The sequence below is a fragment of the Streptomyces sp. NPDC058773 genome (genome assembly GCF_042746015.1).
Classification (GTDB): domain Bacteria; phylum Actinomycetota; class Actinomycetes; order Streptomycetales; family Streptomycetaceae; genus Streptomyces.
Genome location: NZ_JBHYPE010000006.1, coordinates 218,633 through 243,806 on the forward strand (window position 1 = coordinate 218,633; position 25,174 = coordinate 243,806).

23 protein-coding genes and 1 pseudogene are annotated in these 25,174 nt (G+C 73.2%); 13 read left to right on the plus strand and 11 right to left on the minus strand.

Going from position 1 to position 25,174, the window contains the following annotated elements:
* Positions 1 to 92 precede the first annotated feature (92 nt).
* Positions 93 to 1,322, minus strand: coding sequence for a S1 family peptidase (locus tag ACFW5B_RS08295; RefSeq protein ID WP_386435072.1), 1,230 nt, complete (start codon positions 1,320 to 1,322; stop codon positions 93 to 95).
* A 101-nt stretch (positions 1,323 to 1,423) separates the two neighbouring features.
* On the opposite strand from ACFW5B_RS08295, the gene ACFW5B_RS08300 reads away from it, so the two are divergent.
* Complete coding sequence (locus tag ACFW5B_RS08300; RefSeq protein ID WP_386435075.1) at positions 1,424 to 1,981, plus strand: cell wall hydrolase; 558 nt, start codon at positions 1,424 to 1,426, stop codon at positions 1,979 to 1,981.
* Between the two features lie 18 nt (positions 1,982 to 1,999).
* Here the strand turns inward: ACFW5B_RS08300 and ACFW5B_RS08305 are convergent, their stop codons facing one another.
* Positions 2,000 to 3,358 (minus strand): hypothetical protein, encoded by a 1,359-nt coding sequence (locus tag ACFW5B_RS08305; protein WP_386435078.1) that lies wholly within the window; start codon positions 3,356 to 3,358, stop codon positions 2,000 to 2,002.
* A 27-nt stretch (positions 3,359 to 3,385) separates the two neighbouring features.
* Positions 3,386 to 3,586 (minus strand): hypothetical protein, encoded by a 201-nt coding sequence (locus tag ACFW5B_RS08310; RefSeq protein ID WP_386435081.1) that lies wholly within the window; start codon positions 3,584 to 3,586, stop codon positions 3,386 to 3,388.
* Here ACFW5B_RS08310 and ACFW5B_RS08315 point away from each other — a divergent pair.
* Complete coding sequence (locus ACFW5B_RS08315) at positions 3,579 to 4,121, plus strand: Ser-Thr-rich GPI-anchored membrane family protein (protein ID WP_386435084.1); 543 nt, start codon at positions 3,579 to 3,581, stop codon at positions 4,119 to 4,121. The genes ACFW5B_RS08310 and ACFW5B_RS08315 overlap by 8 nt on opposite strands.
* A gap of 68 nt (positions 4,122 to 4,189) precedes the next feature.
* On the opposite strand, the gene ACFW5B_RS08320 is transcribed toward ACFW5B_RS08315, so the two are convergent.
* The 6 genes and pseudogenes from ACFW5B_RS08320 to ACFW5B_RS08345 all read right to left on the minus strand — a co-directional run bounded on the left by ACFW5B_RS08320 (position 4,190) and on the right by ACFW5B_RS08345 (position 9,953).
* The gene (locus tag ACFW5B_RS08320) at positions 4,190 to 5,344 is read right to left on the minus strand and encodes an acyl-CoA dehydrogenase family protein (RefSeq protein WP_386435087.1); all 1,155 of its coding nucleotides are present in this window, start codon (positions 5,342 to 5,344) and stop codon (positions 4,190 to 4,192) included.
* Complete coding sequence (locus ACFW5B_RS08325; protein ID WP_386435090.1) at positions 5,341 to 6,561, minus strand: acyl-CoA dehydrogenase family protein; 1,221 nt, start codon at positions 6,559 to 6,561, stop codon at positions 5,341 to 5,343. The genes ACFW5B_RS08320 and ACFW5B_RS08325 overlap by 4 nt, the downstream gene beginning before the upstream one ends.
* Complete coding sequence (locus tag ACFW5B_RS08330) at positions 6,558 to 7,556, minus strand: NADPH:quinone oxidoreductase family protein (protein ID WP_386435092.1); 999 nt, start codon at positions 7,554 to 7,556, stop codon at positions 6,558 to 6,560. The genes ACFW5B_RS08325 and ACFW5B_RS08330 overlap by 4 nt, the downstream gene beginning before the upstream one ends.
* Before the next feature lie 200 nt (positions 7,557 to 7,756).
* Positions 7,757 to 8,773 carry a glycosyl hydrolase family 18 protein gene (locus ACFW5B_RS08335; RefSeq protein ID WP_386435095.1) on the minus strand — a complete coding sequence of 339 codons (1,017 nt, stop codon included), beginning with the start codon at positions 8,771 to 8,773 and terminating at the stop codon, positions 7,757 to 7,759.
* Between the two features lie 180 nt (positions 8,774 to 8,953).
* Positions 8,954 to 9,282: pseudogene (locus ACFW5B_RS08340) on the minus strand (hypothetical protein).
* Positions 9,279 to 9,953 (minus strand): winged helix-turn-helix transcriptional regulator, encoded by a 675-nt coding sequence (locus ACFW5B_RS08345; RefSeq protein WP_386435097.1) that lies wholly within the window; start codon positions 9,951 to 9,953, stop codon positions 9,279 to 9,281. Before ACFW5B_RS08345 ends, ACFW5B_RS08340 begins: the two are co-directional and overlap by 4 nt.
* Positions 9,954 to 10,066: 113 nt before the next feature.
* Here ACFW5B_RS08345 and ACFW5B_RS08350 point away from each other — a divergent pair, with 113 nt between their 5' ends.
* The 7 genes from ACFW5B_RS08350 (at position 10,067) to ACFW5B_RS08380 (ending at position 18,454) form a co-directional block, all read left to right on the plus strand.
* Positions 10,067 to 11,278, plus strand: a complete 1,212-nt coding sequence (locus tag ACFW5B_RS08350) for a pyridoxal phosphate-dependent aminotransferase (RefSeq protein ID WP_386435100.1) — start codon at positions 10,067 to 10,069, stop codon at positions 11,276 to 11,278.
* Positions 11,279 to 11,621: 343 nt separating this feature from the next.
* Positions 11,622 to 12,899, plus strand: coding sequence for an ergothioneine biosynthesis glutamate--cysteine ligase EgtA (egtA, locus tag ACFW5B_RS08355; RefSeq protein ID WP_386435103.1), 1,278 nt, complete (start codon positions 11,622 to 11,624; stop codon positions 12,897 to 12,899).
* The gene (egtB, locus tag ACFW5B_RS08360) at positions 12,896 to 14,215 is read left to right on the plus strand and encodes an ergothioneine biosynthesis protein EgtB (protein WP_386435106.1); all 1,320 of its coding nucleotides are present in this window, start codon (positions 12,896 to 12,898) and stop codon (positions 14,213 to 14,215) included. Before egtA ends, egtB begins: the two co-directional genes overlap by 4 nt.
* 37 nt (positions 14,216 to 14,252) lie before the next feature.
* Positions 14,253 to 15,008, plus strand: a complete 756-nt coding sequence (gene egtC, locus ACFW5B_RS08365) for an ergothioneine biosynthesis protein EgtC (protein WP_386435109.1) — start codon at positions 14,253 to 14,255, stop codon at positions 15,006 to 15,008.
* Positions 15,005 to 15,967, plus strand: a complete 963-nt coding sequence (gene egtD, locus ACFW5B_RS08370; RefSeq protein WP_386435112.1) for an L-histidine N(alpha)-methyltransferase — start codon at positions 15,005 to 15,007, stop codon at positions 15,965 to 15,967. The genes egtC and egtD overlap by 4 nt, the downstream gene beginning before the upstream one ends.
* A 147-nt stretch (positions 15,968 to 16,114) precedes the next feature.
* A complete protein-coding gene (locus ACFW5B_RS08375) occupies positions 16,115 to 17,044 on the plus strand; it encodes a phosphatidylinositol-specific phospholipase C domain-containing protein (protein ID WP_386435115.1) in 930 nt (309 codons plus the stop codon).
* Positions 17,045 to 17,260: 216 nt separating this feature from the next.
* A complete protein-coding gene (locus ACFW5B_RS08380) occupies positions 17,261 to 18,454 on the plus strand; it encodes a trypsin-like serine peptidase (protein WP_386435118.1) in 1,194 nt (397 codons plus the stop codon).
* On the opposite strand, the gene ACFW5B_RS08385 is transcribed toward ACFW5B_RS08380, so the two are convergent.
* The gene (locus tag ACFW5B_RS08385) at positions 18,426 to 19,460 is read right to left on the minus strand and encodes a phosphatidylinositol-specific phospholipase C domain-containing protein (RefSeq protein WP_386435121.1); all 1,035 of its coding nucleotides are present in this window, start codon (positions 19,458 to 19,460) and stop codon (positions 18,426 to 18,428) included. The genes ACFW5B_RS08380 and ACFW5B_RS08385 overlap by 29 nt on opposite strands.
* Positions 19,461 to 19,633: 173 nt before the next feature.
* On the opposite strand from ACFW5B_RS08385, the gene ACFW5B_RS08390 reads away from it, so the two are divergent.
* Positions 19,634 to 20,179 carry a DUF2165 domain-containing protein gene (locus ACFW5B_RS08390; RefSeq protein WP_386435124.1) on the plus strand — a complete coding sequence of 182 codons (546 nt, stop codon included), beginning with the start codon at positions 19,634 to 19,636 and terminating at the stop codon, positions 20,177 to 20,179.
* A gap of 31 nt (positions 20,180 to 20,210) precedes the next feature.
* On the opposite strand, the gene ACFW5B_RS08395 is transcribed toward ACFW5B_RS08390, so the two are convergent.
* Positions 20,211 to 23,396, minus strand: coding sequence for a bifunctional cytochrome P450/NADPH--P450 reductase (locus ACFW5B_RS08395; protein WP_386435126.1), 3,186 nt, complete (start codon positions 23,394 to 23,396; stop codon positions 20,211 to 20,213).
* 105 nt (positions 23,397 to 23,501) lie between these two features.
* Between ACFW5B_RS08395 and ACFW5B_RS08400 the strand changes: the two genes are divergently transcribed.
* The 3 genes from ACFW5B_RS08400 to ACFW5B_RS08410 all read left to right on the plus strand — a co-directional run bounded on the left by ACFW5B_RS08400 (position 23,502) and on the right by ACFW5B_RS08410 (position 25,055).
* Entirely contained in the window at positions 23,502 to 24,206 is a 705-nt protein-coding gene (locus tag ACFW5B_RS08400) for a PAS domain-containing protein (protein WP_386435129.1), read from the plus strand.
* A gap of 73 nt (positions 24,207 to 24,279) precedes the next feature.
* Positions 24,280 to 24,741 carry a universal stress protein gene (locus ACFW5B_RS08405; RefSeq protein WP_386435132.1) on the plus strand — a complete coding sequence of 154 codons (462 nt, stop codon included), beginning with the start codon at positions 24,280 to 24,282 and terminating at the stop codon, positions 24,739 to 24,741.
* 98 nt (positions 24,742 to 24,839) lie between these two features.
* Positions 24,840 to 25,055, plus strand: a complete 216-nt coding sequence (locus ACFW5B_RS08410) for a dodecin (RefSeq protein WP_386435135.1) — start codon at positions 24,840 to 24,842, stop codon at positions 25,053 to 25,055.
* Positions 25,056 to 25,174: the final 119 nt, after the last annotated feature.

Below are 25,174 nucleotides of genomic sequence, written 5' to 3' on the forward strand. Positions count from 1 at the left end.
GGCGGTCCAGCGGCCGGACGCCCGCGCCCGTCACCGGGGTCCCGGCCGGCCGGCGGTTGGCGGGACCCGGTGACGGCGGAGTCCGGGACCGGTCAGGGGCTGCCGGTCTTCAGCCGCAGATTCCACTTGTCCAGGGCCTCGCCGACCGGCTGGAAGATGGTGAGGGTGGCACCGCCGAAGGCGCCGCAGCCGGCCGCGCCGCCGCCCGAGTGCACGCCCAGCGCCTTCGGGGCGTTGGGCTGGGTGACGTACGAACCGCCCGAATCGCCGGGCGCCGAGCAGGCGTTGGTGAACGACAGGCCCTCGATGACCGTGTTGCCGTAGTCCACGGTCTGGTCGTTCCGGGTGATCTCCCCGCAGTGCCAGCCGCTGCTCTGCCCGGAGTGGCAGATCGACATGCCGACCAGTCCCTCCTGTGCGCCGGTGACGGTGACCGGCGCACCGCCCTGCCCGGCCACCTGCGCGCTGACCGTCCAGTCCGGATCGTCCACCTCGACCAGCCCGAAGTCCCCCTCGCGGTCGTTGACGCTGTGCCCGCCGCCCTGGTTGGAGGTCCCCATGCGGCTGCCGTCCTTTCCGTACGCGGCCTGATCGGCGGTGAGCGTGCAGTGCCCGGCGGTCAGAAAGCCCTGGAAGCTACCCGGGCCGGTCACCGAGAAGCCGATGGAGCAGATGCCGTCGTTGCCGGGCATCCAGCGCTCACCGCCGACCACCGTGCCGCCCTGCTGACGCGGCGTCTGATCGCTGCGCTCGACGGTGACCGGGATCTTCGCCCGCGTTCCCATGCCGCGGACGGTCTGCTCGAAGGCGGCGGTACGGACGGTGTGCCGGGTGCGGTCGACGCGGAGCACCACACCGTTGGCGCGCTCGTCCACGCCCCAGCCGGTGACGCCGGGGACCCCGTCGCCGGCCCGGTCGGTGATCTGCCCCACCAGGGCGGTGAGCGTGGCCCGGCTGTGCGGCACCGTCTTGGGGACCGCCCCGGCGGCCCGCACCCGCTGGGCGTCGGCGGCGCCGGTGACCGCGACGACGAGCTTTCCGGTGGTCCGGTCGAACCACATCCCGGCGGGCGGAGCGCTCAGCGTCCGGCGCACGGTCGCCGCGGCGCGGTGTGCATCGGTCTCCTGCGCGAGCCGGGTCCGTACCTGCACCGCCGTCAGCCCGAGGTCCCGGCGCATCGCGTCGAGCATGCCGCGGGGCGAGGGACGGTGCTTCGGATCGGGCCGGGGCATGCCGTGCGCCGGGCTGAACGGGCCGACCGCCGCCGCGACGGCGGCGACGGTCGCGCCCCAGAGAGCTGCCTTGCGAAAGCGGCGTTGCATCGGGGGTCTCCTCGCGGTGTCGAGTGCACGTCGGACGAATGTGGTGAGCGTGCTCGACACCGGGGCGTGCGGCACGAGTCAGGCCCCGGCATGATGTCCGGGTGTTCGGTGAATCGAGCCGTCAAGTCCCCACCGCCCACGGCACGGTGGCGTTCCGGCAGCTTCCGGAGGCGTTGCGCAATGTGACCTACTCGGGCGCCCGCCATCCGGGAGCGACGACACCTGAATGCCCGTCACACACGGCGGGCGGGCCGGCCGGCCGACCCGCCCCTGGCCCCTTCGACGACCTGGACCGGGGCGCGAACTGCCAGCGCTACGCCTACGCCGTGCTGCGCCACTTCGGCCTGCTCATACCGCCGTTGCGCTCGGCGGAACTCTGGGCCGACACCCGCGCGACCCACCGCGTGGACCGTCCGCAGCCGCTGGATCTGGTGCTGTTCGACGGCGGACCGGCCGCCGGACGGCCACCGGGCTACGGCGCGCACGTCGGTGTCCACCTCGGACCGGACGAGGTGCTGCATCTGTGCCGGGAGGCCGGCCGGCCCGTCGTGTGGCGCTATGCGGACTTCGCGGCGCGGCCGCGCTACGGGCGGTTCCTCGGCACCAAGCGCGTCAAGCGGGCCGGCCGGGCACCGGGCGCTGAGCCGCCGGGGCTCTGAGGGGCGGGCGCCGAGCGCTCAGAAGCCTCCGCCGTCGAAGCCGCCACCGCCGAAGCCGCCGCCGTCCCCGAAACCACCGCCGTCACCGAAGCCGCCGCCGAAGTCACCGCCGTCGAAGTCGGATCCGGTGTAGTCGCCGCCGTCGGCGCCCGCACCGCCCCAGTCGGCGCCGTAGGCGGGCGACGACATCATCACGTTGCCGAGCAGGGTGCCCACCAGGAGGCCGGGCAGCAGACCACCGCCGAAGTAGCCGCCCGCCCAGGGGCCGTAGGCCGGACCCGCGTCCCAGTACGGGCGGTCGCCGCTCGCGGTGCGGACCGTACGGGCCAACGGCTCCCGCCCGTCGTCCAGACGGCTCTTGTCCGCGGCGCAGACCGGCACGGTGCGCTCGGCGCCGCCCTCCGGTGCCCACTGGACGTCCACGACGGACGGTCCGTGGCGCGGGTCGAAGAAGCAGGGCAGCCGGCGCTCGGGCAGCGGCCGGCCCTCCCGTCGCGCGGCGAGGGTGGCCAGCGAGAACCGGCCGTCCTCCAGGGCCCGGGTCACCGTCTGCACCTCGCGCGGGTGCCCGGCCGCCGCCATCGCCGACTTGGCGGTCTCGTAGGAGTCCAGCGCATGGCTGTAGTCCGTGCGCATCGCGTCATCGGCGCCGGGCTCACCGGGGTTGAAGTCGAGCCGGTCCAGCTCCTCGCCGAAGGCGGTGATGTCCTCGTCGACGACGACCCGCAGGTCCTCCAGCGCGGCCCGCTCCTCCTCGATCCGCCTCCTGCGGTTGCGGCGGGCGATCACATAGGCGCCGCCACCGCCGACGGCCACCAGCACCCCGAGGCCGATCGCGGTTCCGGTGCCGAAGCCGCTGCCGGCCGAGCCGCCCCAGGAGGCGGGGGCCTGGCCGTGTGCCGACCGCAGCGCCGTGTCGACGAAGCTGTTCAGCCGCTCGTTGACGGTCGGGTAGCCGGAGCTCTTGACCGATCCGACGAGGTTCTGCACCGCGTTGCGGGACATCACGCTCGGGTCGGCGCCGGCGTTGAAGCCGTTGCCGAGCTCAACGGCGTAGACGCCGCTGACGCCGACCTTGGTACGCAGATCCCGCAGCAGCGTGCTGGGCGGGTAGTCGGCGGTCCGCGGCAGCACGGCGACGAAGACCGGCTTGTCCGCGTCCGTGATCTTCTTGGCCAGTGCGTCGGCCTGGGCGTCGGAGAGCAGGTCGGCGGCGCGGGGATCGACGTAGACCGGGCCCTTCCCGAGCGCCGCCGCGGCCTCGTCGAGCCCACCGGCGGCACGGGCCCCCGGTGCCATCGCGGCGGCCACCGCCAGCAGCGCGGCCACCAGCAGGAGGACTGGTCCGATCAGCGCACGACGCGTTGCGGTCTTCATGTGTTCGACGCTACCCGAACCGCACTTTCAGGACATCACCGAAGCCGCGCCCGATGCGGTCCGGAGCGGTGGATTCTCCCCGGTGTCCAGGGGGCTGTCGCGCCGGAGCTGGCCATCCAGGTGATCGCTCAGCGCGTCGTTTTTGACGCCCGGAGTGCCGGGGATGTTCGGCTCGCCACCCCCGCCGACGAAACGAGGAACGATGTGCAGGGCCACCTCGATGGCCACCAATCTGGCCGTCGCCGTCGCCACCACGGCCGTCGGCTGCATACTGGTGATCTCGCTGGCGCCGACGCACCCGGACACCGGGAAGAGCGGTCCCGCGGCGGGCGGCGCGATGGCCGCCGCCTCCGGCCATGCGGGCTCGGCCGCGCGGGCCGCCACCTCCGCCCTCGGCGCGGGCGCCGCCCCCGCGGCCGGCCCGGAGGGGACGGCGGAGCCCGAGGAGTTCGCCTCGCCGACGACGGGGCGGATCGAGGTGACCGCCCCGGCGCCCGGCGTCGACTACAAGGCGCACGGCAGTTTCTCGGTGGCCTGGAACAACAGCACCGGCGAGCAGGTGGACATCTGGCTGCGCACGGCGACCGGCCAGGGCGAGTCGGAGCGGGTGGCGCTGGTCGCGACCCGGGCCGGTGAAGGGCGGACCGGCGAGACGCTGGTGACGCTGCCCAGGGTGGCGCCGGGCAAGCGCTACTTCCTGGAGGTGGCCACCGCCGACGGCGCGGTCAGCGGCTTCAGCCGGACCTTCGCCATCACCGACTGACCGCCGCCACCGGCCGCACCGGGCCGGTGGACCGACCAGTGGGCGACCGGCGGACCGGCGGACGGGCTCTACGGCGCGGGGATCCCGACCAGCCCCGCCAGGGCGTCCCGGTGCCGTCCCGGCGAGCCGAGGGCGAGTTCATCGCTCTTGGCCCGCTTGAGGAACAGATGGGCCGGGTGCTCCCAGGTCATGCCGATGCCGCCGTGCAGCTGGACGCACTCCTCGGCGGCACGGACCGCCACCGGCGCGCAGTACGCCTGGGCGACGGCCACCGCCACCGGGGCGTCGGGGCTGCCGGTGGCGAGCGCGTCGGCGGCGTTACGGGCGGCGGCGCGGGCCGAGGCCACCTCCAGCCAGAGCGCCGCCATCCGGTGCTTGAGCGCCTGGAACGAGCCGACGGGGCGGCCGAACTGGGTGCGCTCGGCGGTGTGGCGCACGGTTTCGGTCAGGCACCATTCGGCGACGCCCAGTTGCTCCGAAGCGAGCAGTCCGGCGCCGGTGAGCAGGGCGCGGTCGACGGCGGCGCGGGCCCGGTCCCCGCCGGCCAGCAGACGGCCCCGGGCACCGTCGAGGGTGACGTGGCCCAGGGGGCGGGTGAGGTCGAGCGGGGTGACGGTGTCGACGCGCACGCCGTCCGCCGCGGCCGCCACCGCGTAGAGGGCCGGGCCGTCGGGCCCCTCGGCCGGGACGAGCAGGAGTTCGGCGCCCGCTGCGTCGGCGACCGAGGTCACCCGGCCGGTCAGGGCGCCGCTCGCATCGGCCCGTACGGACGCCGGTGCCGTGAGCCCGCCGGGAGCGGTGGGCAGCGGGACCGCGAGCACACCGACGGTGCGGCCCTCGGCGAGCGCGGTGAGCGGCACCGCGACGTCCGCCCGGTCGTGATCGCAGCCGAGCAGGGCGGTCACCGCGAGGACCGCGCTGGTCAGATAGGGGACGGGCGCGACGGAGCGGCCGGTCTCCTCCAGCACGACGGCGGCCTCGCGGGCACTGGCGCCCGCACCGCCGAGCTTCTCGGGCACCAGCAGGCCCGCGGTGCCGATCTCGGTGGCCAGGGCGTGCCACAGGCCGGTGTCGTAGGCGACATCCGACTCCAGGCCGGCGAGCACGGTGGCCGGATCACTACGGTCGGCGAGCAGCGAGCGTACGGCGGCGCGCAGCGCGTTCTCGTCCTCGGAATACAGGAGGTCGGGGTCGGCGCCGGGCAGGGTGATCCCGTCGGTCATCGGGGGAGGTCCTTCCACGCGACGTCCTTGTCGGTACGCGGCTCGGGCGGCAGCCCCAGCACGCGTTCGGCGACGATGTTGAGCAGCACTTCCGAGGTGCCTCCTTCGATGGAGTTCCCCTTGGCGCGCAGATAGCGGTAGCCGGCCTCGCGTCCGGTGAAGTCGACGCCGTCGGGGCGGCGCATCGTCCAGTCGTCGTAGGTCAGTCCGTCCTCGGCGAGGAACTCCACCTCCCAGCCGCTGATTTCCTGGGCGAGCCGGGCGAAGGCCAGCTTCATGCCGCTGCCCTCGGGGCCGGGCTGGCCCATGGGGGCACCTCCCGCTCGAACGGAGTTGAGAGCGGGGGACAACTGCTGCCGCAGCCGCTCGCCGGTGAGCCGGGCGACCTCGGCGTCCACCCATAGCTTCAGCAGCCGCTGGTGCAGAGCGTGGGTGCGCAGTTCGGGGCGGCCGCGCCAGTCGGCGGCGGCGATGCCGATCATGCCGCCCTCGCGGGGGATACGGGCGCCGCCGATGGCGACCCGCTCGTTCATCAGCGTGGTCCGGGCGACCTTCCAGCCCTCGCCGACCGTGCCGAGACGGTGGGCGTCGGGAATCCGGACGCCGGTGAGGAACACCTCGTTGAACTCGGCCTCGCCGGTGATCTGCCGCAGCGGCCGCACCTCGACGCCGGGGTCGGTCATATCGCAGAGGAAGTAGCTGATGCCGCGGTGCTTGGGGACGTCGGGGTCGGTGCGGGCGATCAGGATCGCCCAGCGGGCGAGGTGCGCGCTGGACGTCCAGACCTTCTGGCCGTCGACGGTCCAGTCTCCCCCGTCGTCCCGCACCGCGCGGGTCGCCAGGGCCGCCAGGTCGGAGCCCGCGCCCGGTTCGCTGAAGAGCTGGCACCAGACCTCTTCGCCGGTCCACAGAGGGCGCAGGAAGCGCTGCTTCTGCTCGTCGGTGCCGAAGCGCAGGATCGTCGGCGCGGCCATGCCGAGGCCGATGCCGATCCGGCCGGGGTCGTTGTCGGGGGCTCCCGCGACCGCCAACTCGGCGTCCACCACTGCCTGGAGGGAGCGTGGCGCGTCCAGTCCGCCGAGCCCCTGGGGGAAGTGCACCCAGGCCAGCCCGGCGTCGAAGCGGGCGCGCAGGAACTCCAGCCGGTCCGTCGTGGCGGGAGGGTGCGCGGCGAGCAGTTCGGCGGTGCGCCGGCGCAGGTCGTCGGCGTCGGTCATCGGGCCTCCCCCGCTCCGGGGATGACCACGAGCCGGCCGACGGAGGTGCCGTCGGCGACCCGCTGGACGGCGTCGGCGGCCTCCTCCAGCGGAACCCGGCCGCCGATCAGCGGCTTGATGACGCCCCGGTCGGCGAGTTTGGTGAGTTCCTCGTGGCAGGCGTCGACGGCGGCCGGGTCCTTGGTGGTGTACAGGCCCCAGTGGAGGCCCAGGATCGCGTAGTTCTTCACCAGCGCGTGGTTGAGGGCCGGGGTGGGGACGGCACCGCCGGCGAAGCCGACGACCACGATCCGGCCCTCGAAGGCGATGCACTTGACGGACTTGGCGTACGCCTCGCCGCCGACCGGGTCGTAGACGACATCCGCGCCGCGGCCGCCGGTGGCGTCCTTCACGGCGGCGACGAGGTCGTCGGAGCGCCGGTCGAGGACGAGGTCACAGCCCAGTTCGCGGGCGGTACGAGCCTTGTCGGCGCCGCCCACGACGCCGATGACCGTGGCGCCCGCGGCCTTGCCGAGCTGTACGGCGGCGCTGCCGACGCCGCCCGCCGCGGCGTGCACGAGCAGGGTCTCGCCCGCCTGGAGCCGGGCGCGGCGGTGCAGTCCGAACCAGCCGGTCTGGTAGCCGATGTGCAGCGCGGCGGCCTCGGCGTCGTCGAGGGCCTCGGGCGCCGGGCGCACCGTCGCCGCGTCGACGACCACGCGTTCGGCGAAGCCGCCGTCCGGCAGCGGCGGCTGGGCCAGCACCCGTGCCCCGGCCGCACCGGCCGCGCCCTCCCCCGCGGCGAGCACCTCGCCGCAGATCTCCACGCCCGGCGTGAACGGCAGTGGCGGCCGCACCTGGTACTGGCCGCGGCACAGCAGTGCGTCCGGGAAGTTGACGCCGGCGGCCCGTACCCGCAGCAGGAGCTGCCCCGGTCCCGGCTGCGGGTCCGGCACCTCCTCCAGCCGCATCACCGCACGCGGCTCGCCGTTCTCGTGTACGCGCCATGCCTTCACCTGGTGCCTCCACAGACTCGGATACGCGGGTGGGCGAAGAGCGCACCGGCCCCTCGCCAGCGACATACTAAGCGGTCGGTATCCGTCAGGGAACAGTCTCCGCCACACCACCGAAAGGCACGGGGTGACAGACGGCGGGGCGGCGGAGACCGGGACGACAGGGAGGGACAGGGGCGACCGGGGCGGCGCCTCGACACCCCTTAGGCGTCGCGGAGCGCGGACCAGAAGTCCGGGTCCTCGAAGCCCAGCGCCCACAGGCCGGTGCCCCGTACCCCGTATTTCCTCAGCAGCGGCAGCTGCTCGCGGACGCCGCGCCCGTCCTGGTACCAGACCTCGTGCCGCTCGCCGTTCTTGCGGTAGCTGAAGTGCGGGGTGCCGGACTCCTCGTCGAAGTGGTACTCCGCACCCTCCCGCTCGCGCAGCGCCTCGGCCTCTTTCCAGGTCACATGGGCGGCATGGCCGGTGACCCCGCTGACCCAGTCCCAGCCGTAGCCCGGGAAGGCCACCTCGATCTTGTGCCGGGGGACGGTGCCGGTGGCGTAGCGCAGGAACGCGTCGTACCAGTCCTTGGCGGAGAGCGGGCCCGCGTCGCCGCCCGACCAGTGCAGGTCGTAGCCCATGATGCGGAACCCGTCGACGTACCGGCCGAGCCGCTCGTAGTCGAAGGCCTGGCCGCTGCCGCGGACCCGGGCCAGCACCGTGACCACGCACTGCTTGTCCTCGTCGTGCAGCCGCGCGCACAGTTCCTCGACGAGCTTGTTGTAGCCGGTCCGCACCCGGTCGCGGTCCTCGCGGTCGCCGGTGAGGGCCATCGCCTCGTAGTCCAGGTCGAGCCCGTCGTAGGAACGGCTGTCGACGAGGTCCAGCAGGGTGTCGACATGGTCCCGCCGCCGGTCGGGATCGTGCATCAGCGCGGCCATCTTCCCGGCACCGAGGGTCTCGGTCACGGTCGGCACGACATCGATCCCGGCGTCGTGCAGCCCGTCGATGATGTCGCGCCGCCCCGCGCCCTGATGACCCTTGACGGTGGTGTCGTCGGAGGTCTCGTACCAGAACGGGCTGACGGTGTGCAGCTGGGAGGCGTGCCGGAGCGCGTCGCGGTAGGCGGCGTCGACATCACCCCAGTAGGGCAGCCAGGCCGATCCGGTACGCCCGGAGCTGCGGGGTTCCTTGGTCGCCGCGGACGCCGGGGCCCAGAGCCCGGTGAGCAATGCCATGGCCAGCAGTAGCGCCGCCCCGGTGCGCGCCCGGGTTCCTGATACATGATCCATTTCCCGAGCGCTACCCGGTCCCGCTCCTGACGTATCGTCAGTTCCGCCGAACGGACGCGGCCGGGGGCCGGGCGGACGCGGGCCGGGCGGACCGGGGCCGGCGCAAAGGACCCGGCGGCTCGGGCGCTACGTGCGTCCGGCCCGCTGCTGGGCGTCCTTCAGGGTCTCGGACGGGGTGGCCCACCGCGCCCGGACGACCCGGAAGCCGGCTTCCTCGCAGGCGTCGCAGACGAGTTCATCGTCGTCGCAGTCCTCGGTGCTGCGCAGGGCCAGGGCCACCCCCTCGGCGGGGTGGGGGTACCTCCCATGCCCTTAAGGCATGGGGGAGGGTCCTCGGTGGCCGCCGCGAAGAAGGCCCGCCAGTCCTTCGGGGTGCGCTGCAGCAGATGCCGGCGGTGGCCGGAGTCGGCGAGCGTGCCGTCCAGGTCGAAGACCGCCAGGGGGCGCGTCGTCATGCCGTTGTCGTCCTCTTCCGTCGCTGCCGTTCACCGGACCCCTCGGGCAACGTGACCACGATCCGGCCGGATTCGATCCCCCGCGCGAGGGAAAGGCGACCGTACGCGAGCGCGGCGCAGGTCGCGGTGTCCATGCGCAGCCGGACATCAGGGCGCTCGGCCGGACCGTCCGCGTAACGGGCCCCGCCCTCCGGGCCGCCGGCCTCCGGCCCGTCGCCGCGGAGGACGACATGGAACTCCCCCTCGTCCAGGGCGATATCGACCACGTCGACGCCGTCCGTGAAGTGCCGGGCCAGCCTCGTCATGAGGGGAACCGCGAACCAGTGGGCCCGTACCGCGTCCGTCGGGCGCCGCTCGTCGAGAGCGGGCGCTCCCCAGTCGGCGAGGGCGGTGAGCGCGGGCAGCAGCGCGCGCCCGCGGCCGGTGAGTTCGTAGACGAAGGCGGCGCCGGGCGGGGCGAGCCGACGGCGGGTGACCAGGCCGTCCCGCTCCATGTCCTTGAGCCGGGAGGCGAGCATGTCGGTACTGACGCCCGGCAGGTCGGCGTGCAGATCGGTGTAACGCCGGGGGCCGCCCAGCAGTTCCCGGACGATCAGGAGCGTCCAGCGGTCGCCGACGGCGTCCAGGGCTCGGGCGACGGCGCAGTACTGGTCATAGCTTCGGCGCGGCATGACACCAGCATAGACAGAGGTTGGACTTTCCAAGTACCGGCTTGGTAAAACCAAGTACGTTGTGTCGAATGCTGCCGCGCCGCGCGGTGAGCGAGGGACCGGGAGGCCACCGCATGCAGTTCAAGCAGTCCAGCAAGATGGCCGACGTCTGCTACGAGATCCGCGGGCCGGTGATCGAGCACGCGGACGCGCTGGAGGAGGCGGGCCACAGCGTGCTGCGGCTGAACACCGGCAATCCGGCGCTGTTCGGCTTCGAGTGCCCGGACGAGATCCTCCAGGACATGATGCGCAACCTCTCCCGCGCACACGGCTACACCGAGTCCAAGGGCATCCTCTCGGCCCGCCGTGCGGTGGCCCAGCACTACCAGCAGCGCGGACTGCCCGACGTGGGCGTCGAGGACATCTACCTCGGCAACGGCGTCTCCGAACTCGTCTCGATGGCGGTGCAGGCCCTCCTCGACGACGGCGACGAGGTCCTCATCCCGGCCCCCGACTTCCCGCTCTGGACGGCGGTCACCTCACTGGCGGGCGGCAAACCCGTGCACTACCTCTGCGACGAGTCCGCGGACTGGCTGCCGGACCTCGACGACCTCGCCTCGAAGATCACCGACCGCACCCGGGCGATGGTCATCATCAACCCCAACAACCCCACCGGAGCGGTCTATCCGCGCGAACTGCTCGACGGGATGCTCGATCTCGCCCGGCGCCACGGGCTGATGGTCTTCGCCGACGAGATCTACGACCGCATCCTGTACGACGACGCGGTCCACCACCACGCCGCGGTGCTCGCTCCCGACCTGGTCTGCCTGACGTTCAGCGGCCTGTCCAAGTCCTCCCGCGTGGCCGGTTTCCGCTCCGGCTGGCTGGTGGTCACCGGCCCCAAGGAGCACGCCGCCGACTATTTGGAGGGCCTGGGCACCCTCGCCTCCATGCGGCTGTGCCCGAACGCCCCCGCGCAGTACGCCATCCAGGCCGCACTCGGCGGCCGGCAGAGCATCGAGGACCTGGTGCTGCCGGGCGGCCGGCTGCGCGAGCAGCGGGACCGGGCCTGGGAGCGGCTGAACGAGATCCCGGGCGTCTCCTGCGTCAAGCCCAAGGGCGCCCTCTACGCCTTCCCCCGCCTCGATCCCGCCGTACACAAGATCCACGACGACGAGAAGTTCGTCCTCGATCTGCTGCTGCGGGAGAAGATCCAGGTGGTCCAGGGCACCGGCTTCAACTGGCCGCGCCCGGACCACTTCCGCATCCTCACCCTCCCGCGCGCCGATGATCTGGACGCGGCGATCAGCCGGATCGGACGCTTCCTGGCGGGCTACCGCCAGTGACGCGGCGCGGGCGGCCGGGCGCGCCCGGCTCCTGACGCAGCGGTCCGCCCGGGGCGGCAAACCGCGCCCCGCCCCGCACTCACTCGAACGGTCGTACCCCTCTCCCGGCCCCCTCCACCGCCCGCCGCTCCGGTCCCGGAGCCGTGCGGCGGGCGGGAAGGCCGCCCTGGCGCCGAGGAGGCGCCGCGGCACCGTCCGGCGGTCCCCCGGTCCGGCCGTCCCCCTCGCCCGGTGGGAGCCCGTCCCGCCGCCCGCGGCGCGGACGCGCCCTTGAGCGCATCGCGCGCAGCCGATTAGGTGGAGGGCGGCACTCCTGCCGCCACCCACCAGGGAGAGGGACTCCATGCCCGTACGACCTGCGGTATCGGAAGCGGAACTGGAAGCTCATCTGCGCGGAATATGCTTCAAAACGGGCCCGCCGCGCCGTCTCGGCGTGGAGATCGAATGGCTCGTCCACGATGCGCGCAACCCCCGATGTCCGGTCGAACCGGCCCGACTGCAGAGCGCGGCCACCGCCCTGCGCGCCCTGCCCCTCACCTCCCTGCTGACCTTCGAGCCCGGCGGCCAGCTGGAGCTCAGCTCACAGCCCGCCATCTCCCTGGCCGAGTGCATCGAGACGGTCTCCGCCGATCTCGCGCTGGTCCGGCCCGCCATGCTGGCCATGGGCCTCGGTCTGGCCGGTCACGGCCACAATCCCTGGCACCCGCCGCGCCGGGTGCTGACCGATCCCCGCTACAACGCCATGGAGGCGTACTTCGACCGCTGGGGCTCCGCCGGGCGGTCCATGATGTGCGCCACCGCGTCCGTGCAGGTGTGTGTGGACGCCGGCCACGAGGAGCCGGGACCGCTCGGATACGGCCGGCGCTGGCTGCTGGCCCATCTGCTGGGCGCGGTGCTGGCCGCGGCGTTCGCCAACTCGCCGATCAGCGAGAGCTGCCCCACCGGGTACCGCACCACCCGCCAGGTCATCTGGTCACAGCTCGACCCGGCCCGTACGCTCGCCCCGCCCACGGGGCCGGACCCGCGCACCGCCTGGGCGCGCTACGTCCTGGACGCCCCGGTGATGTGCATCCGCTCCGAGGACGGGCGATGGGACGCTCCGGAGGGGCTCACCTTCCGCGAGTGGGTCCGCACCGGCGTCCCCAGACCGCCCACCCGGGAGGATCTGGACTACCACGTCACCACGCTCTTCCCGCCCGTGCGGCCGCGCGGCCATCTGGAGCTGCGCATGATCGACGCGCAGTCGGGCGATGCCGGCTGGATCGTGCCGCTGGCCGTCACGGCCGCGCTGTTCGACGACCCGGAAGCGACGGAACGGGCCTACCGCATCGTCAAACCCCTTGCGGAGACGGCAGGTTCGCGGCCCGCACCGCGCAATCCGCTGTGGCGGCACGCCGCGCGCGCGGGGCTGACCGACCCGGAGCTGCGCACCGCCGCGACGGCCTGTTTCTCCGCCGCGCAGGAGGCCCTGCCGCGTCTGGGGGCCTCCCCCGAGGTGCGCGCGGCGGTCGCGGCGTTCACCGAACGCTATGTGGCACGCGGCCGCTGCCCCGCGGACGACCATCTCGACGCCCTGTACGCCGCGGAGGGCGATCCCCTCGTTGGGAAGGAAAGCCAGTGACCCCCGATCCCGAGCTGCTTCGTGAGCGCGCCGCCTCGGCGCTGCTCGCCGCCCGCGACCGCACCCGTCTGCTGACCACCTGCGTCGAGCACCCCGACCTCGTCGCCCAGCACTCCCCGCTGATGTCCCCGCTGGTCTGGGACCTGGCCCACATAGGCAACCAGGAGGAGCAGTGGCTGCTGCGCACCGTCGGCGGCCGTGATCCGCTGCGCCCCGACATCGACTCCGTCTACGACGCCTTCGAGCACCCGCGCGCCGAGCGGCCCTCGCTGCCGCTGCTGGCCCCCGACGAGGCACACGGCTATGTCGCCGAGGTCCGCGGCCGGGTGCTGGACGTCCTGGAGAGCGCCCCGCTGCACGGCGGTCCGCTGCTCGACTCCGGTTTCGCCTTCGGCATGATCGCGCAGCACGAGCAGCAGCACGACGAGACCATGCTCATCACCCATCAACTGCGTGTCGGGCCCCCGGTGCTCAGCGAGGCGGAGCCGTTGGTGGTTTCCGCAGACATCCTTCCGGCCGAAGTCCTGGTCCCCGGTGGCCCGTTCACCATGGGCACGTCCACCGAGCCCTGGGCGCTGGACAACGAGCGGCCCGCCCACCGCCGGCTGGTGCCCGCCTTCCGGATCGACACCACACCCGTCAGCAACGGCGCCTACCAGCGGTTCATCGAGGACGGCGGTTACGAGGACCCACGCTGGTGGGCCGCGGCCGGCTGGGCGCAGGTGCAGGAGCACAAGCTGCGCGCCCCGCTCTTCTGGAAGCGCGACGGCGGCCAGTGGCTGCGCCGGCGGTTCGGGGTGACCGAGCCGGTGCCGCCGGACGAGCCGGTGCTGCATGTGAGCTGGTACGAGGCGGACGCCTACGCACGCTGGGCCGGGCGGCGGCTGCCGACCGAGGCCGAGTGGGAGAAGGCCGCCCGCCACGACCCGGCGACCGGCCGGGCCCGGCGCTACCCCTGGGGCGACGAGGACCCCACACCCGCGCACGCCAACCTCGGCCAGCGGCATCTGCGGCCCGCCCCCATCGGCAGCTACCCGGACGGACAGTCGCCGCTCGGCGTACGGCAGTTGATCGGCGATGTGTGGGAGTGGACGGCGAGCGACTTCCTGCCGTACCCGGGCTTCGCCGCCTTCCCCTACCGGGAGTACTCCGAGGTGTTCTTCGGCGACGCGTACAAGGTCCTGCGCGGCGGTTCGTTCGCGGTCGACCCGGTCGCCTGCCGGGGCACCTTCCGCAACTGGGACCTCCCGGTCCGACGGCAGATCTTCTCCGGGTTCCGCACCGCCCAGGACGCCGACCCGACGGCGGACGCATGAGGACCGCGCCCCCACCGCGCCAGGAGGCCGCTGCCTGATGTGCCGTCATCTCGCTTATCTGGGACCGGAGATACCCTTCGGCCAACTGCTGCTCGCCCCGCCGCACAGCCTCTATCAGCAGTCGTGGGCGCCCCGCCGACAGCGGCACGGCACGGTCAACGCCGACGGGTTCGGCGTCGGCTGGTACGCGCCGGGCGACCCGGTGCCCGCGCGCTACCGGCGGGCCGGGCCGATCTGGGGCGACGACCTGCTGCCCGACCTGGCCCGGGTGGTGCGCACCGGCGCACTGCTCGCCGCCGTCCGGGACGCCACCGTGGCCGGGGCGGACGCCGAGGCCGCGGCCGCGCCGTACGCCACCGGCCGCTACCTCTTCAGCCACAACGGCGCGGTGGCCGGCTGGCCGGACGTGCTCGCCCCGCTGGCCGCCGAGCTGCCGCCGGAGGAGCTGCTGCGGCTGCCGGCCCGCTGCGACGCGGCGTTCCTGTGGGCCCTGGTCCTGCACCGGCTGGCGCGCGGCGACGAGTTGGGCGAGGCGCTGGCCGGCACCGTCGCGGCGGTCGCCGGGGCGGCTCCCGGCTCCCGGCTCAATCTGCTGCTCACCGACGGCACCACGATCGCCGCCACCGCCTGGGGCGACACGCTGTGCCACCGGTCCCTTCCCGGAGGCGGCACGGTCGTCGCCTCCGAACCGTACGACGATTCCCCCCACTGGACCGAGGTCCCCGACCGCACCCTGCTGCGGGCCACCCGCACCGAGGTCCATCTCACCCCGCTCAAGGAGCCCGTCACGTGAGCCCCCTCAACATCACCCGCACCCTCCCTGCCGACGCCACCGCGGCCGCGCTGCGCGCCGATGTCAGCCAGGGCCTGTCCCGTACCCCCAAACAACTGCCGCCGAAATGGTTCTACGACGCCCGCGGCAGCGAGCTGTTCGAGGACATCACCAAGCTGCCCGACTACTACCCGACGCGGGCCGAGCGGGAGATCCTGCTCACCCGCGCCGACCACATCGCCGCGGCCACCCAGGCGCGCACCCTGGTCGAACTGGGCTCCGGCTCGTCCGACAAGACCCGCCACCTCATCGGCGCGCTCACCGGGCTGCACACCTATCTCCCGATCGACGTCAGCGAATCCGCGCTGGCCGCGGCGGGCGAGGCGCTGCTCACCGAGCACCCCGGGCTGACCGTGCACGCACTGGTCGCCGACTTCCAGCAGGGCATCGAACTCCCGCAGACGCCCGGTCCGCGGCTGCTCGCCTTCCTCGGCGGGACGATCGGCAATCTGCTCCCCGAGGAGCGCTCCGCGTTCCTGCACTCCGTGCACGCCATGCTGTCCCCGGGCGATGCGCTGCTGCTCGGCACCGACCTGGTGAAGGACGAGGCCACGCTGGTCGCCGCGTACGACGATCAGCAGGGCGTGACGGCCGCGTTCAACAAGAACGTCCTGGAGGTCATCAACCGCGAGCTGGGCGGTGACTTCGACCCGGCGGACTTCGACCATGTCGCGCGGTGGAACGCCGAAGAGGAGTGGATCGAGATGCGGCTCCGGGCCCGGAAGGACCTGACCGTCAAGATCCCCGGAGTGGACCTGGCGGTTCCCTTCGGGGCGGGCGAGGAGATGCGCACCGAGGTCTCGGCGAAGTTCCGCCAGGAGGGCGTACGCTCCGAACTCGCGGCAGCCGGGCTGGAGTTGAAGAACTGGTGGACGGACAGCACGGACCGCTTCGCGCTGTCACTGTCCTTCCGGATCTGATCTCAGCCACGTCCCGGCCGGTGTGACCTGCGGGGTCCGCCGGCCGGGTGCCGTGCGCGCGTCCGATGTGGTTCGATGCCCCGACCACGGACGCGCACCGGACGACCGGTGCGCACGCACGCAGACTCGACGGGCAGGGGAAGCGGCATGGGACCGGTGCTGGATCGACGGGGATTCCTCAGGGGCGCGGCCGGGCTGACGGCCGCCGGGGTGCTGGCGGGCGCCGGCAGCGGCCAGTTCACGGCCGGCGCCGCGGAACGCCGGGCGCCCGCGGTGTCCGTGGCGGACTGGATGGCGGCGCTGGGCGACGACACCCCCGTGCAGCGGCTGACCGTCCCCGGCACCCATGACTCCGGCGCGCGGCGGGGCGGCCCCTGGGTGGCCTGCCAGAACACCGCCATCGACGCCCAACTTGCTTCCGGAATACGGTTTCTGGACGTCCGCTGCCGCGCCATCGACAACGTTTTCGCCATCCATCACGGCGCCTTCTACCAGGAGCTGATGTTCGGCGATGTGCTCAACGCCTGCCGGGCGTTCCTGCGGGCGCACCCCTCGGAGACCGTGCTGATGCGGGTCAAGCAGGAGTACTCGGAGGTCTCCGCCGAGGAGTTCCGCCGGATCTTCGGCATATACCTGGACGACAAGGGCTACCGGTCGCTGTTCCGGCTCGACGCCGGTCTGCCGACGCTGGGTCAGGCCCGCGGCAGGGTCGTGCTGCTGGCGGACTCCGACGGCCTGGGCGGCGTCCGCTACGCCGATCCGCAGCTGTTCGACATCCAGGACGACTACATGGCGGAGCCGTTCGGGAAGTACCCGAAGATCGAGGCCCAGTTCCGCAAGGCCGTCACCCAGCCCGGCAAGCTGTTCGTCAACTACGTCAGCACCGCCGCCCTGCTCCCGCCCCGCTCCAACGCCGACCGCCTCAACCCGCAGGTCAAGAAGCTGCTGACGGGCTCGGAGGGGAGCGGCTGGCGGGGCCTGGGCATCGTGCCGATGGACTTCCCGAACGAGTTCGGTCTGGCCGAGACGCTGATCGGGCACAACCTCGCGGGGCGGCGGCTGCGGCGGGCGGCATGAAGCCGGCCGGCGGCTCCCGCGGTACCTCCTGGATCACCCGACCGGCCTAGCGGATGACGGGCGGGCGGCGCACTCACGCTGTCCGCGCGACGGCCCGCCGGGGCCCCGGATCGCAGGTCTCCCGGGGGGATTTCCCGGTGCTCCGCGCCGCTGTTACGCAATGAGGCGGCCGGGTGACCGAACCACAGCGGCCACCCCTGCATCAGACTGGGTGAAATGTCTGGATCCGGTGTCGTCCTGTGTTCCGACGGGGTGGTGCCGGCTGATGCGGCGAGGCGGCGGCTGGTGGAGACGAGCGAACGCGGGACCGTACCGGCGGACAGCGCCGGACGGGCGGCCGAGGGCACCGGGGCACCGGTGGCCGGGGGCTGCCCGGGTCCTGGCGGAGCCGCCTGCACGGGCCGTGGCCGGCCCGGCGTTCCGCTGCGGGTGACCCTGGCGCTCGCGGTGCTGACCGTGGCCATGGGCAGTGCGGTGCTGGCTCCGGGTTCACCGTCCCGCGATCCGTTCCTGGCCCCCGGGGACTCCGCCACCGGCGCCTACCTTGCGACCCGGGCCGACGGCGACCGGGCCGCCGCCGCGGTGCTCGCCGGGCCCTACAAGGAGCAGCCCGGCCCGGTGGTGACCGCACGGCACGGCAGCGTCATGGCGGCCCCGCTGTCGGCGTCCCGGCCCCTGCTGGCGGCCCCGGCGGCCGCCTCGCCGGCGATCGGCGCGCTCTTCTCCCCCGACGGTAACGGCGATCCGGTCCACCACTGCACGGCCAGCGTGGTGCAGTCGCCGGGCGGCGACCTCATCGCCACCGCCGCGCACTGTGTGCACGACGACGGCTTCCGGACCCGGCTGGTGTTCGCGCCCGGTCTGCACGACGGGATCGCGCCGTACGGGCTGTGGGTGCCGACCCGGATACAGGTCGACCCGCGCTGGATCAGCGACCGGGACCCGGATCACGATGTGGCGTTCCTGCGGGTCCGCAGGGCCGGCCGGGCCGGTGGCCGGATCGCGGACCTCACCGGTGCCGAACGCATCCGCTTCGACGCACCGGCGGGGCGCGCGGCCCAGCTGACCGGCTATCCCGAGGACCGGGACGCGCCGGTCAGCTGCCGGCACACGGCGGACGCCCAGGGCCCCGCGCAACTCCGCTTCACCTGCCCGGGGTTCCCGAACGGGACCAGCGGCGGGCCGATGCTCACCGACCTCGACCCGGTCACCGGGACCGGTGCGCTGATCGGGGTGATAGGGGGTCTCGACGAGGGCGGGGACGACTTCGTCTCGTACAGCAGCCGGTTCGGCACGGATGTGGCCGCGCTCTACCGACGGGCCATCGCGGCACCGGCGCCGCGGGCCGAGCGGCCCGGCTCCGGGGCAAACGCGTCCGCCGTCAGGCCCCCCGTGGCACCACGGTCTTGAGGACGGACGGCAGCGGATACCAGTCGGCGGTGGCGAAGCTCGCGTGTGCGGCGGCGAGTTGCCGGACCCTGGCCAGCGCCTCCGCCTCGGTCGGGTGGGTCCCGTCGATGACCGGCGGCACGTTGTGGGCGTCGGTCATGATGAGCAGGTAGTGCCGGGAGTCGTACCAGGCGGTGTCTATGCTGCCGTTCAGATAGGTCGCGGCGTCACCGTCGAAGACCACGAACCAGGGGCGCAGCGCGGGGTCCTGGTAGCGCTCCCGGGGGTCGCCGGGAGCGGCACCGTGCACCGCGGGGAAGGCCGTCGACCGGTCCAGCTTCCCCTGTGCCGCGAGGTTCTTGAGGTGGCCGGCGTACTCCACGTCCGTCCACAGCTTGTCGAACGGGTTCTTCTCCTCGACGGTGCCGGGTATCAGCTCGATCAGGAACTTGCCGGCCAGGTCGGCGCGCGAGGGCCAGCCGTCGGCCCGTACCGCCTCGTCAGGGGTGGCGTGTCCGGCGGTGAGGTCGCCGGGGCCGTAGACGGCGTCCCCCAGCTTCTCGCGCACCAGCGCGTCGAACTCGGCCGGTCCGCGGCCGCCCTTGGCGTTGAAGCCGTCCTTCATCTCTATCTTGAACAGGATCGGACGGTGGCCGGGATGCGCGTCGTGCCAGGCCCGCACATCGGCGAGGCAGCCGGCGAAGTCCTGGTCACGGCGCTTGGTGCGCAGCTCCGAGGCGTTCGCGGCGCCCTCGCAGTTGCTGCTGTTCCCCAGCGGGTTGCTGTGCGAGACCCGGAAGGACCGGCCCAGGCCGTTGGTCCAGAGGTCGAGTTCGAGCAGTGCGGCGCCGGAGTCCAGGGCATCCGCGAAGTACGGGTACTTCTCCTTCTCATAGGCGTTGTGGACGCCCACGGACGTGCTGGTGCCGTACGTCGCCCCGGCCGGCTCGGCGCCCGCCGGCCCGGTCGCCGCGATCACCGCGGCCGCCGCGACGGCGACCGTTCCCACACAACGCTTCCCGTTCATGCTCCCCGCTTCCCCTAGGTCCTCAGCCGTCCGGCCACTGGCCCGACGGCCCGTCGCCGGTCGGTCTCCCGGTCGATCGGGCAGCAGCGTACGGGAGTTCAGGACAGCCGGAAGCACCCTGTGGACAGCGGATGAGCAAAGATCGAACCACACAACCGACTCGGGGAGGACCCATGTCCGACAAAAGCTCCATCCGCCGGATACCGCGCACCGGCCTGCCACTTGCGGCCGCCACCCTCACGGGCATCGTCGCGCTTTACATCGCGCTGGTCGCCTTCGGCAACATCACCGACTACGGCACCAACCAGCAGTTCGTCCAGCACGTCCTGGCCATGGACACCACCTTCAAGGACCCGGACCTGATGGGGCGGGCCATCACCTCGCGGACCTGGCAGAACGCCGCGTATCTGGGCATCATCGCCTGGGAGACGCTCACCGCGCTGGTGCTGATAGCGGCCACCGCGCTGTGGGCGCGGGGCATGCGGCGCCGGCGCGGACTCGAACGCGCCCGGCTGGTCAGCACTGTTGGCCTGCTGATGCTGCTCCTGCTCTTCGGCGCGGGCTTCCTCGCCATCGGCGGTGAGTGGTTCGCCATGTGGCAGTCCAAGGCCTGGAACGGCCTGGAAGCGGCCACCCGCAATGTCACCCTCGCCGGGATCGCCCTGCTGGTCGTGCACCTCACGGGGGCGGCGGGGCGGGAGGCGGACGCCGGGGAGTGAGGCGTCCGCCCCCCGGCTCCCACCACGGGCCTCATCCCGCCGCGTACACATCCTCGATGTAGCGCCCCGAGGCGGTCAGTTCGCGCAGCCAGGCCTCGGACTCCTGGGGGGAGGCGCCGGTGTGTGCGCCGTGCAGGTCGCGGAAGGCGGCCCGTACGCCGGGGGCCATCCGGCTGCCGTCCCCGCAGACGTACACCCGTGCCCCGGCCTGCAGCAGTTCCCACACCTCGGCGGACTCGGCGGCGATCCGGTGCTGGACGAAACGGTGGCCGTTCTCGGGGCGTTCGCTGAAGACGGGGCGTACGGAGACGACGCCGGCGGCTTCGGCGGCGGCGAACTCCGCGGCGTGCAGGAAGTCGGCGGCGGGATCGTCGCAGCCGAAGTAGAGCCGGGCCGGGGACCGCCGGCCCGCGGCGACGCGGTCGGCGACGGCGCCGCGGAACGGCGCGAGACCGGTACCGGCGGCGACCAGGATGACGGGCGTGTCATCGGCCGGGTCGAGGCGGAAGGCCTCCCGGCAGGGCTGGACGCGGGCCAGTACGGTGTCGCCGGGCCGCACTTGGTGCAGATAGGTCGAGCCGGTGCCGCCGGGCAGCAGAGAGACCATCAGGTCGGCGTGCCGGGCGTCGGTGGCGGGCGAGGACGACACCGAGTAGTGGCGGGTGCGCATCGGCGGCAGCAGTTCCAGCAGCACCGGCCAGGGCAGGGCTCCGCGCAGCGCCGGATGCGCCTCGATCAGCTCGATCAGGGTGCGCGGGTCGTCCTCGGCGAGGGTCTCCAGGGCCCGGCGCTCGGGCGGGCAGGGGTTGTGGGCGGCGAGCACGGCGGCCTGTTCCGGCGTAGGCCGATGGCCCAGCTCCAGGTGGTGGGTCAGGAGTTGGCGTACCGTCAGGGGCCGGTCGACCGGCAGGGTGTCGCGTCCGCGGCGGCCGGAGTGCAGTGCGAGGACGGTGTCCGGGTCGGCGCCCAGGGCCCGTACGGCCCGCTCGACGGCGGCCGGGGCGTTCGCCGGCAGCACCGCGAGGTGGTCGGCGGTGCGGTGGCCGACGCCGTCCGGCAGGGCGATCCGCAGAAAGCGCTTGGGCCGCGGCCATCCCTCGGCGGTGAGGTCGTGGGCCTCGGTGACGGTCATCGGGACGAGGCCGTGGCGGGCGGCGAGCGCGTCCAGCGGGCCGCCGGTGATCTCGGTGACGGTGTAGCCGGTGTCCTCGGGGGCGGCTGCTCCGGCGCCGATGGTCGCCGGGTCGCCGTACCGCGTCAGCAGTTCGGTACGCAGCTCCGCGGTGAATTCCTTGACGGTGCCGCTGAGGTCGCCGCAGGCGTCGGCCTCGGCGCGCGGCAGCAGCCGGTGGGCGCCGAGTGCGGCCAGCCGGTCGTCGATGAGGGTCGGTATGTGCTGGTAGGTGGCGGCCCAGTTGCGGTCGCCGACGCCGAGGACGGCGAACGCCAGGCCCGCCGCGGCGCCGTCCTGCGCGGTGTTGAGCCACTCGATGAAGGCGGCCGCGTCGTCGGTGGGCCGGCCGTTGTAGGAGGCGGCGACGATGACGACCGGCCGGTCGGCGGGCAGGGTGCCGGCGCAGGCGTCCAGGGGTGCCACGTCGGCGGCGAAGCCGAGTCCGGTGGCCTCGTCGGCGAGCCGCTCGGCGAACTCGCGGCAGGTGCCGTAGTTGCTGCCGTGCAACAGCAGCAGACCGGTGCCCTGGGGGACGCGGGTCGGCAGCCCCTCGTCGGTGGCCGCGTCGTCCCCGGTGCGCTCGGCGGCGCCGGGGAGCACGGCGAGCGCGGTGCGGACCGCGGCCCGGTCGGCGGGCGTCCGGGCGGCGAGGGTGAGGGTGAACCCGTCGGGCTTGAGGGTCAGCGTCTCCTTGATGCGCAGCTGGTAGTCGCGGTGGTCGATCAGGCGGTAGCGGTGCGCGAGCAGGGCGAGCAGCATGGTCGCCTCGTGGAGCGCGAACTGCCGCCCGATGCAGGCGCGTTCACCGGTCCCGAAGGGCTTGTACGCGTGCGGTGAGCGGGCCGCCTCGGCCTCCGGGCTGAAGCGGGAGGGGTCGAACAGCTCGGGGTTGTCGCCCCAGGCGGGGTCGCGGTGCAGCATCGGGGTGAGCACCGTGATCAGCTGCCCCGCCTTCACCGGGTAGCGGCCGCCGAGCAGGGTGTCCTCATGGGCCTGCCGGGTGAAAGCGGCGGCGGTGGGCCACAGCCGCAGCGCCTCGTTGAGCACCTGCCGGGTGAACGGCAGGTGTCCGATGTCCTCGAACGACGGGTCGGGGTCGGCCTGGTCGCCCCACAGCTCGTCGGCCTCGCGCTGGACCATGCGCAGCGCGAGCGGGTCCTTGAGCAGGTGGTAGAGGGCGAAGGAGAGCGCGCCCGAGGTGGTTTCGTGACCGGCGATCAGGAAGGTGATGACCTGGTTGCGGATGTTGGCGAGGTCCAGTGTGGGCCCGTCGCCCGCCGCGCCGTCCTCCTGCCCGCGGGCGCCGAGCATCAGGCCGAGCAGATCGTCGTCGCCGCTCTCGCCGCTCGCCGTGCGGGCGGCGATGACCTCGTCGACGACCGCGGCGAGGTAGTCGGCGTCGGCCTGGAAGGCCGCGTCCGCCGCGGAGTGGTCGGCGTCGGGGTCACGGGAGAACTTCGTCATGCTCCATTCGAGGCAGCGCACCATGGCCTCGACGAACGGGGGCGGGGTCTCGCCGCGGGAGAACGACTCGAAGTCGAAGCCGAAGCCGGCCAGCCCGATGGTGTCCAGCGTCATCCGGGTCATGTCGTCGGCGACCTGGACGGGCGTGCCGTCGGCGACCTGCCGGTCCCAGGCGGCCATGACCCGGCGCGCGACCTTGAGCATCGCGGGGTGGTACGTACGCATCGAGCCGAGCGCGAAGGCCGGCATCAGGACCTCGTGCGCCTTGGCCCAGTTCGGCTCGTCGTTGTAGGCGGTGAACAGACCGTCACCGGCGAACTCCCGGACGTTCTCCAGGACGACCGACACTCCCTTGCTGAAGCGGGATTCGTCGGCGATCTCGGTGACCAGGTCGAGCGCGGAGACGAACAGTGTCTCCCGCTCGCCGAACTTGCGCTTGAAGAACGGGCCGTGGATGCGGGCGAGGTCCATGGACTGCTGGAGGGGTGTGTGGGTGATCCCGGTGTCCGTGAGGTCGGCCACCGGAATGCCGTCATCGGCGGCGCGTTCGTCGCTGTGGAGGGCGATGGTGTCGGTCATGTCTCCAGCGTGCGGGCCCCCCTGCGCAGGTGGCGCCCGGGCAACTGCATGATTGTGCAGTGGTTTTTCGCTGCTCGCTCTTGCGCGCGGACCGGAGAAGAGGCAATGGACAACGGGACTGCCGGCGGCGCACGGGGCGCCGGTACCGACGGCGCGGGCGCACCGGCCTGTGAGAGCACGGACCTCGACCCGGCCGGGCCGTACGCGGACGGTCCCTGGCGCAACTACTTCCTGATCCTGCTGGACCGTATCCCCACGCCGATCGCGGTGTGCCGGGCCGATGGCACGGTGCTGATCGCCAACCCGGCGATGGCCGCCCAGTGGGGCGCGGCACCGGGTCAGCTGCGCGACCGCAATCTGCTCGACCTCTTCGAGCCGCGGGCGAAGGCGCAGCTCGACCGGCTGACCGAGGCGCTGCGGCTGGGGCGCCGGTCGCGTTATCCGGTGGAGGTGCGCTGGCGGGAGGGCTCGGACGGCGGCGAACGGGAGGGGGAGCTGACGGTCGATCCGGTGGGCGATCCGTCGGTGCATCCGCCCGCCCTGCTGGCGTTGTTGCGGGTCGGCGAGGACGCTCCGCCGGTGCCGCGCGGTTCGGCGAGCCCGGTGGAGGCCCGCATCCTGGCGCTGGCCGCGGGCGGCGCGACCACGGCGTCGATCGGTACGGCGCTCGGGCTGACGGTCGACGGGGTCAACTACCACCTCACCCGGCTGGCCCGGCGCTGGCGGGTACAGGGCCGTACGGCGCTGGTGGCCAGGGCGTATGTGCTGGGAGTGCTGTCGGCGGACAGCTGGCCGCCGGCTCCCGCCTGACCGGGCCGGGCGGCGGGGGCGACGACGCGGCCCCGGACCCCGGCAGCACGCGTGTGCGGATAACCTCCGTGGTGTGGAGGAGAACGCAGCCGCGCAGTTCGAACGCGGAACGGACGGCCCGAAGGTCATCGTCGTCGGCATCGACGGCTCCGACTCGTCGTGGCGCGCCGCCGCCTATGCGGCGGGGCTGGCGCGGCGGCAGGCCTCGAAGCTGGTGCTGGTCCATGTCCAGCCGGTGCTGCCGGCCGGTGCGGCGATGGGCGCGCCGGTCGGGGACGCCACGAACGAGGTGGCCGAGGAGCTGATGGCCGAGATCCGCCGGGCGGCCGAGCGGCTCCAGGGGATATACCAGGTGCGCTGGGAGTTCCACACGCTGCGCGGCGACCCGTACAACGGCATGGTGCAGATGGCCGATGATCTGAAGGCCGACGCGGTGGTGGTCGGTGCCTCGGAGTCGGCCGGGCACCGCATCATGGGGTCGGTCGCGGTGCGGCTGGTCAAGGCCGGGCGCTGGCCGGTCACCGTCGTCCCGTAGCGCGCCGGGCCGCCCGCCGCTCCGCTGGTGGGGCAGGCCGCCCTGAGGCACGGTGGAGAGTGGACGGGCGGAGCGCCGCCCCGACGAGGGAGACCACCGTGACCGACCGCACGTATCGCGTGACCGAGATCGTCGGTACGTCCCAGCAGAGCATCGACGCCGCGGTCAGGAATGGCATCAAGCGCGCCTCGGACACCCTGCGCAATCTCGACTGGTTCGAGATCACCCAGGTCCGCGGGCATATCGTCGACGGCGAGATCGACCATTACCAGGTCGGCCTGAAGGTCGGATTCCGGCTGGAGGACGCCGATTGAACACCTCTCTCGTGTACGTCTCCCGGCGAGTCCCGGCAGTACTAGGGAGTCGCCTTCCTTAGTCGCTCCCGAGGGTCCATGATGATCCGCCGTCGGACCACGACGGAGCGTACGGAGGG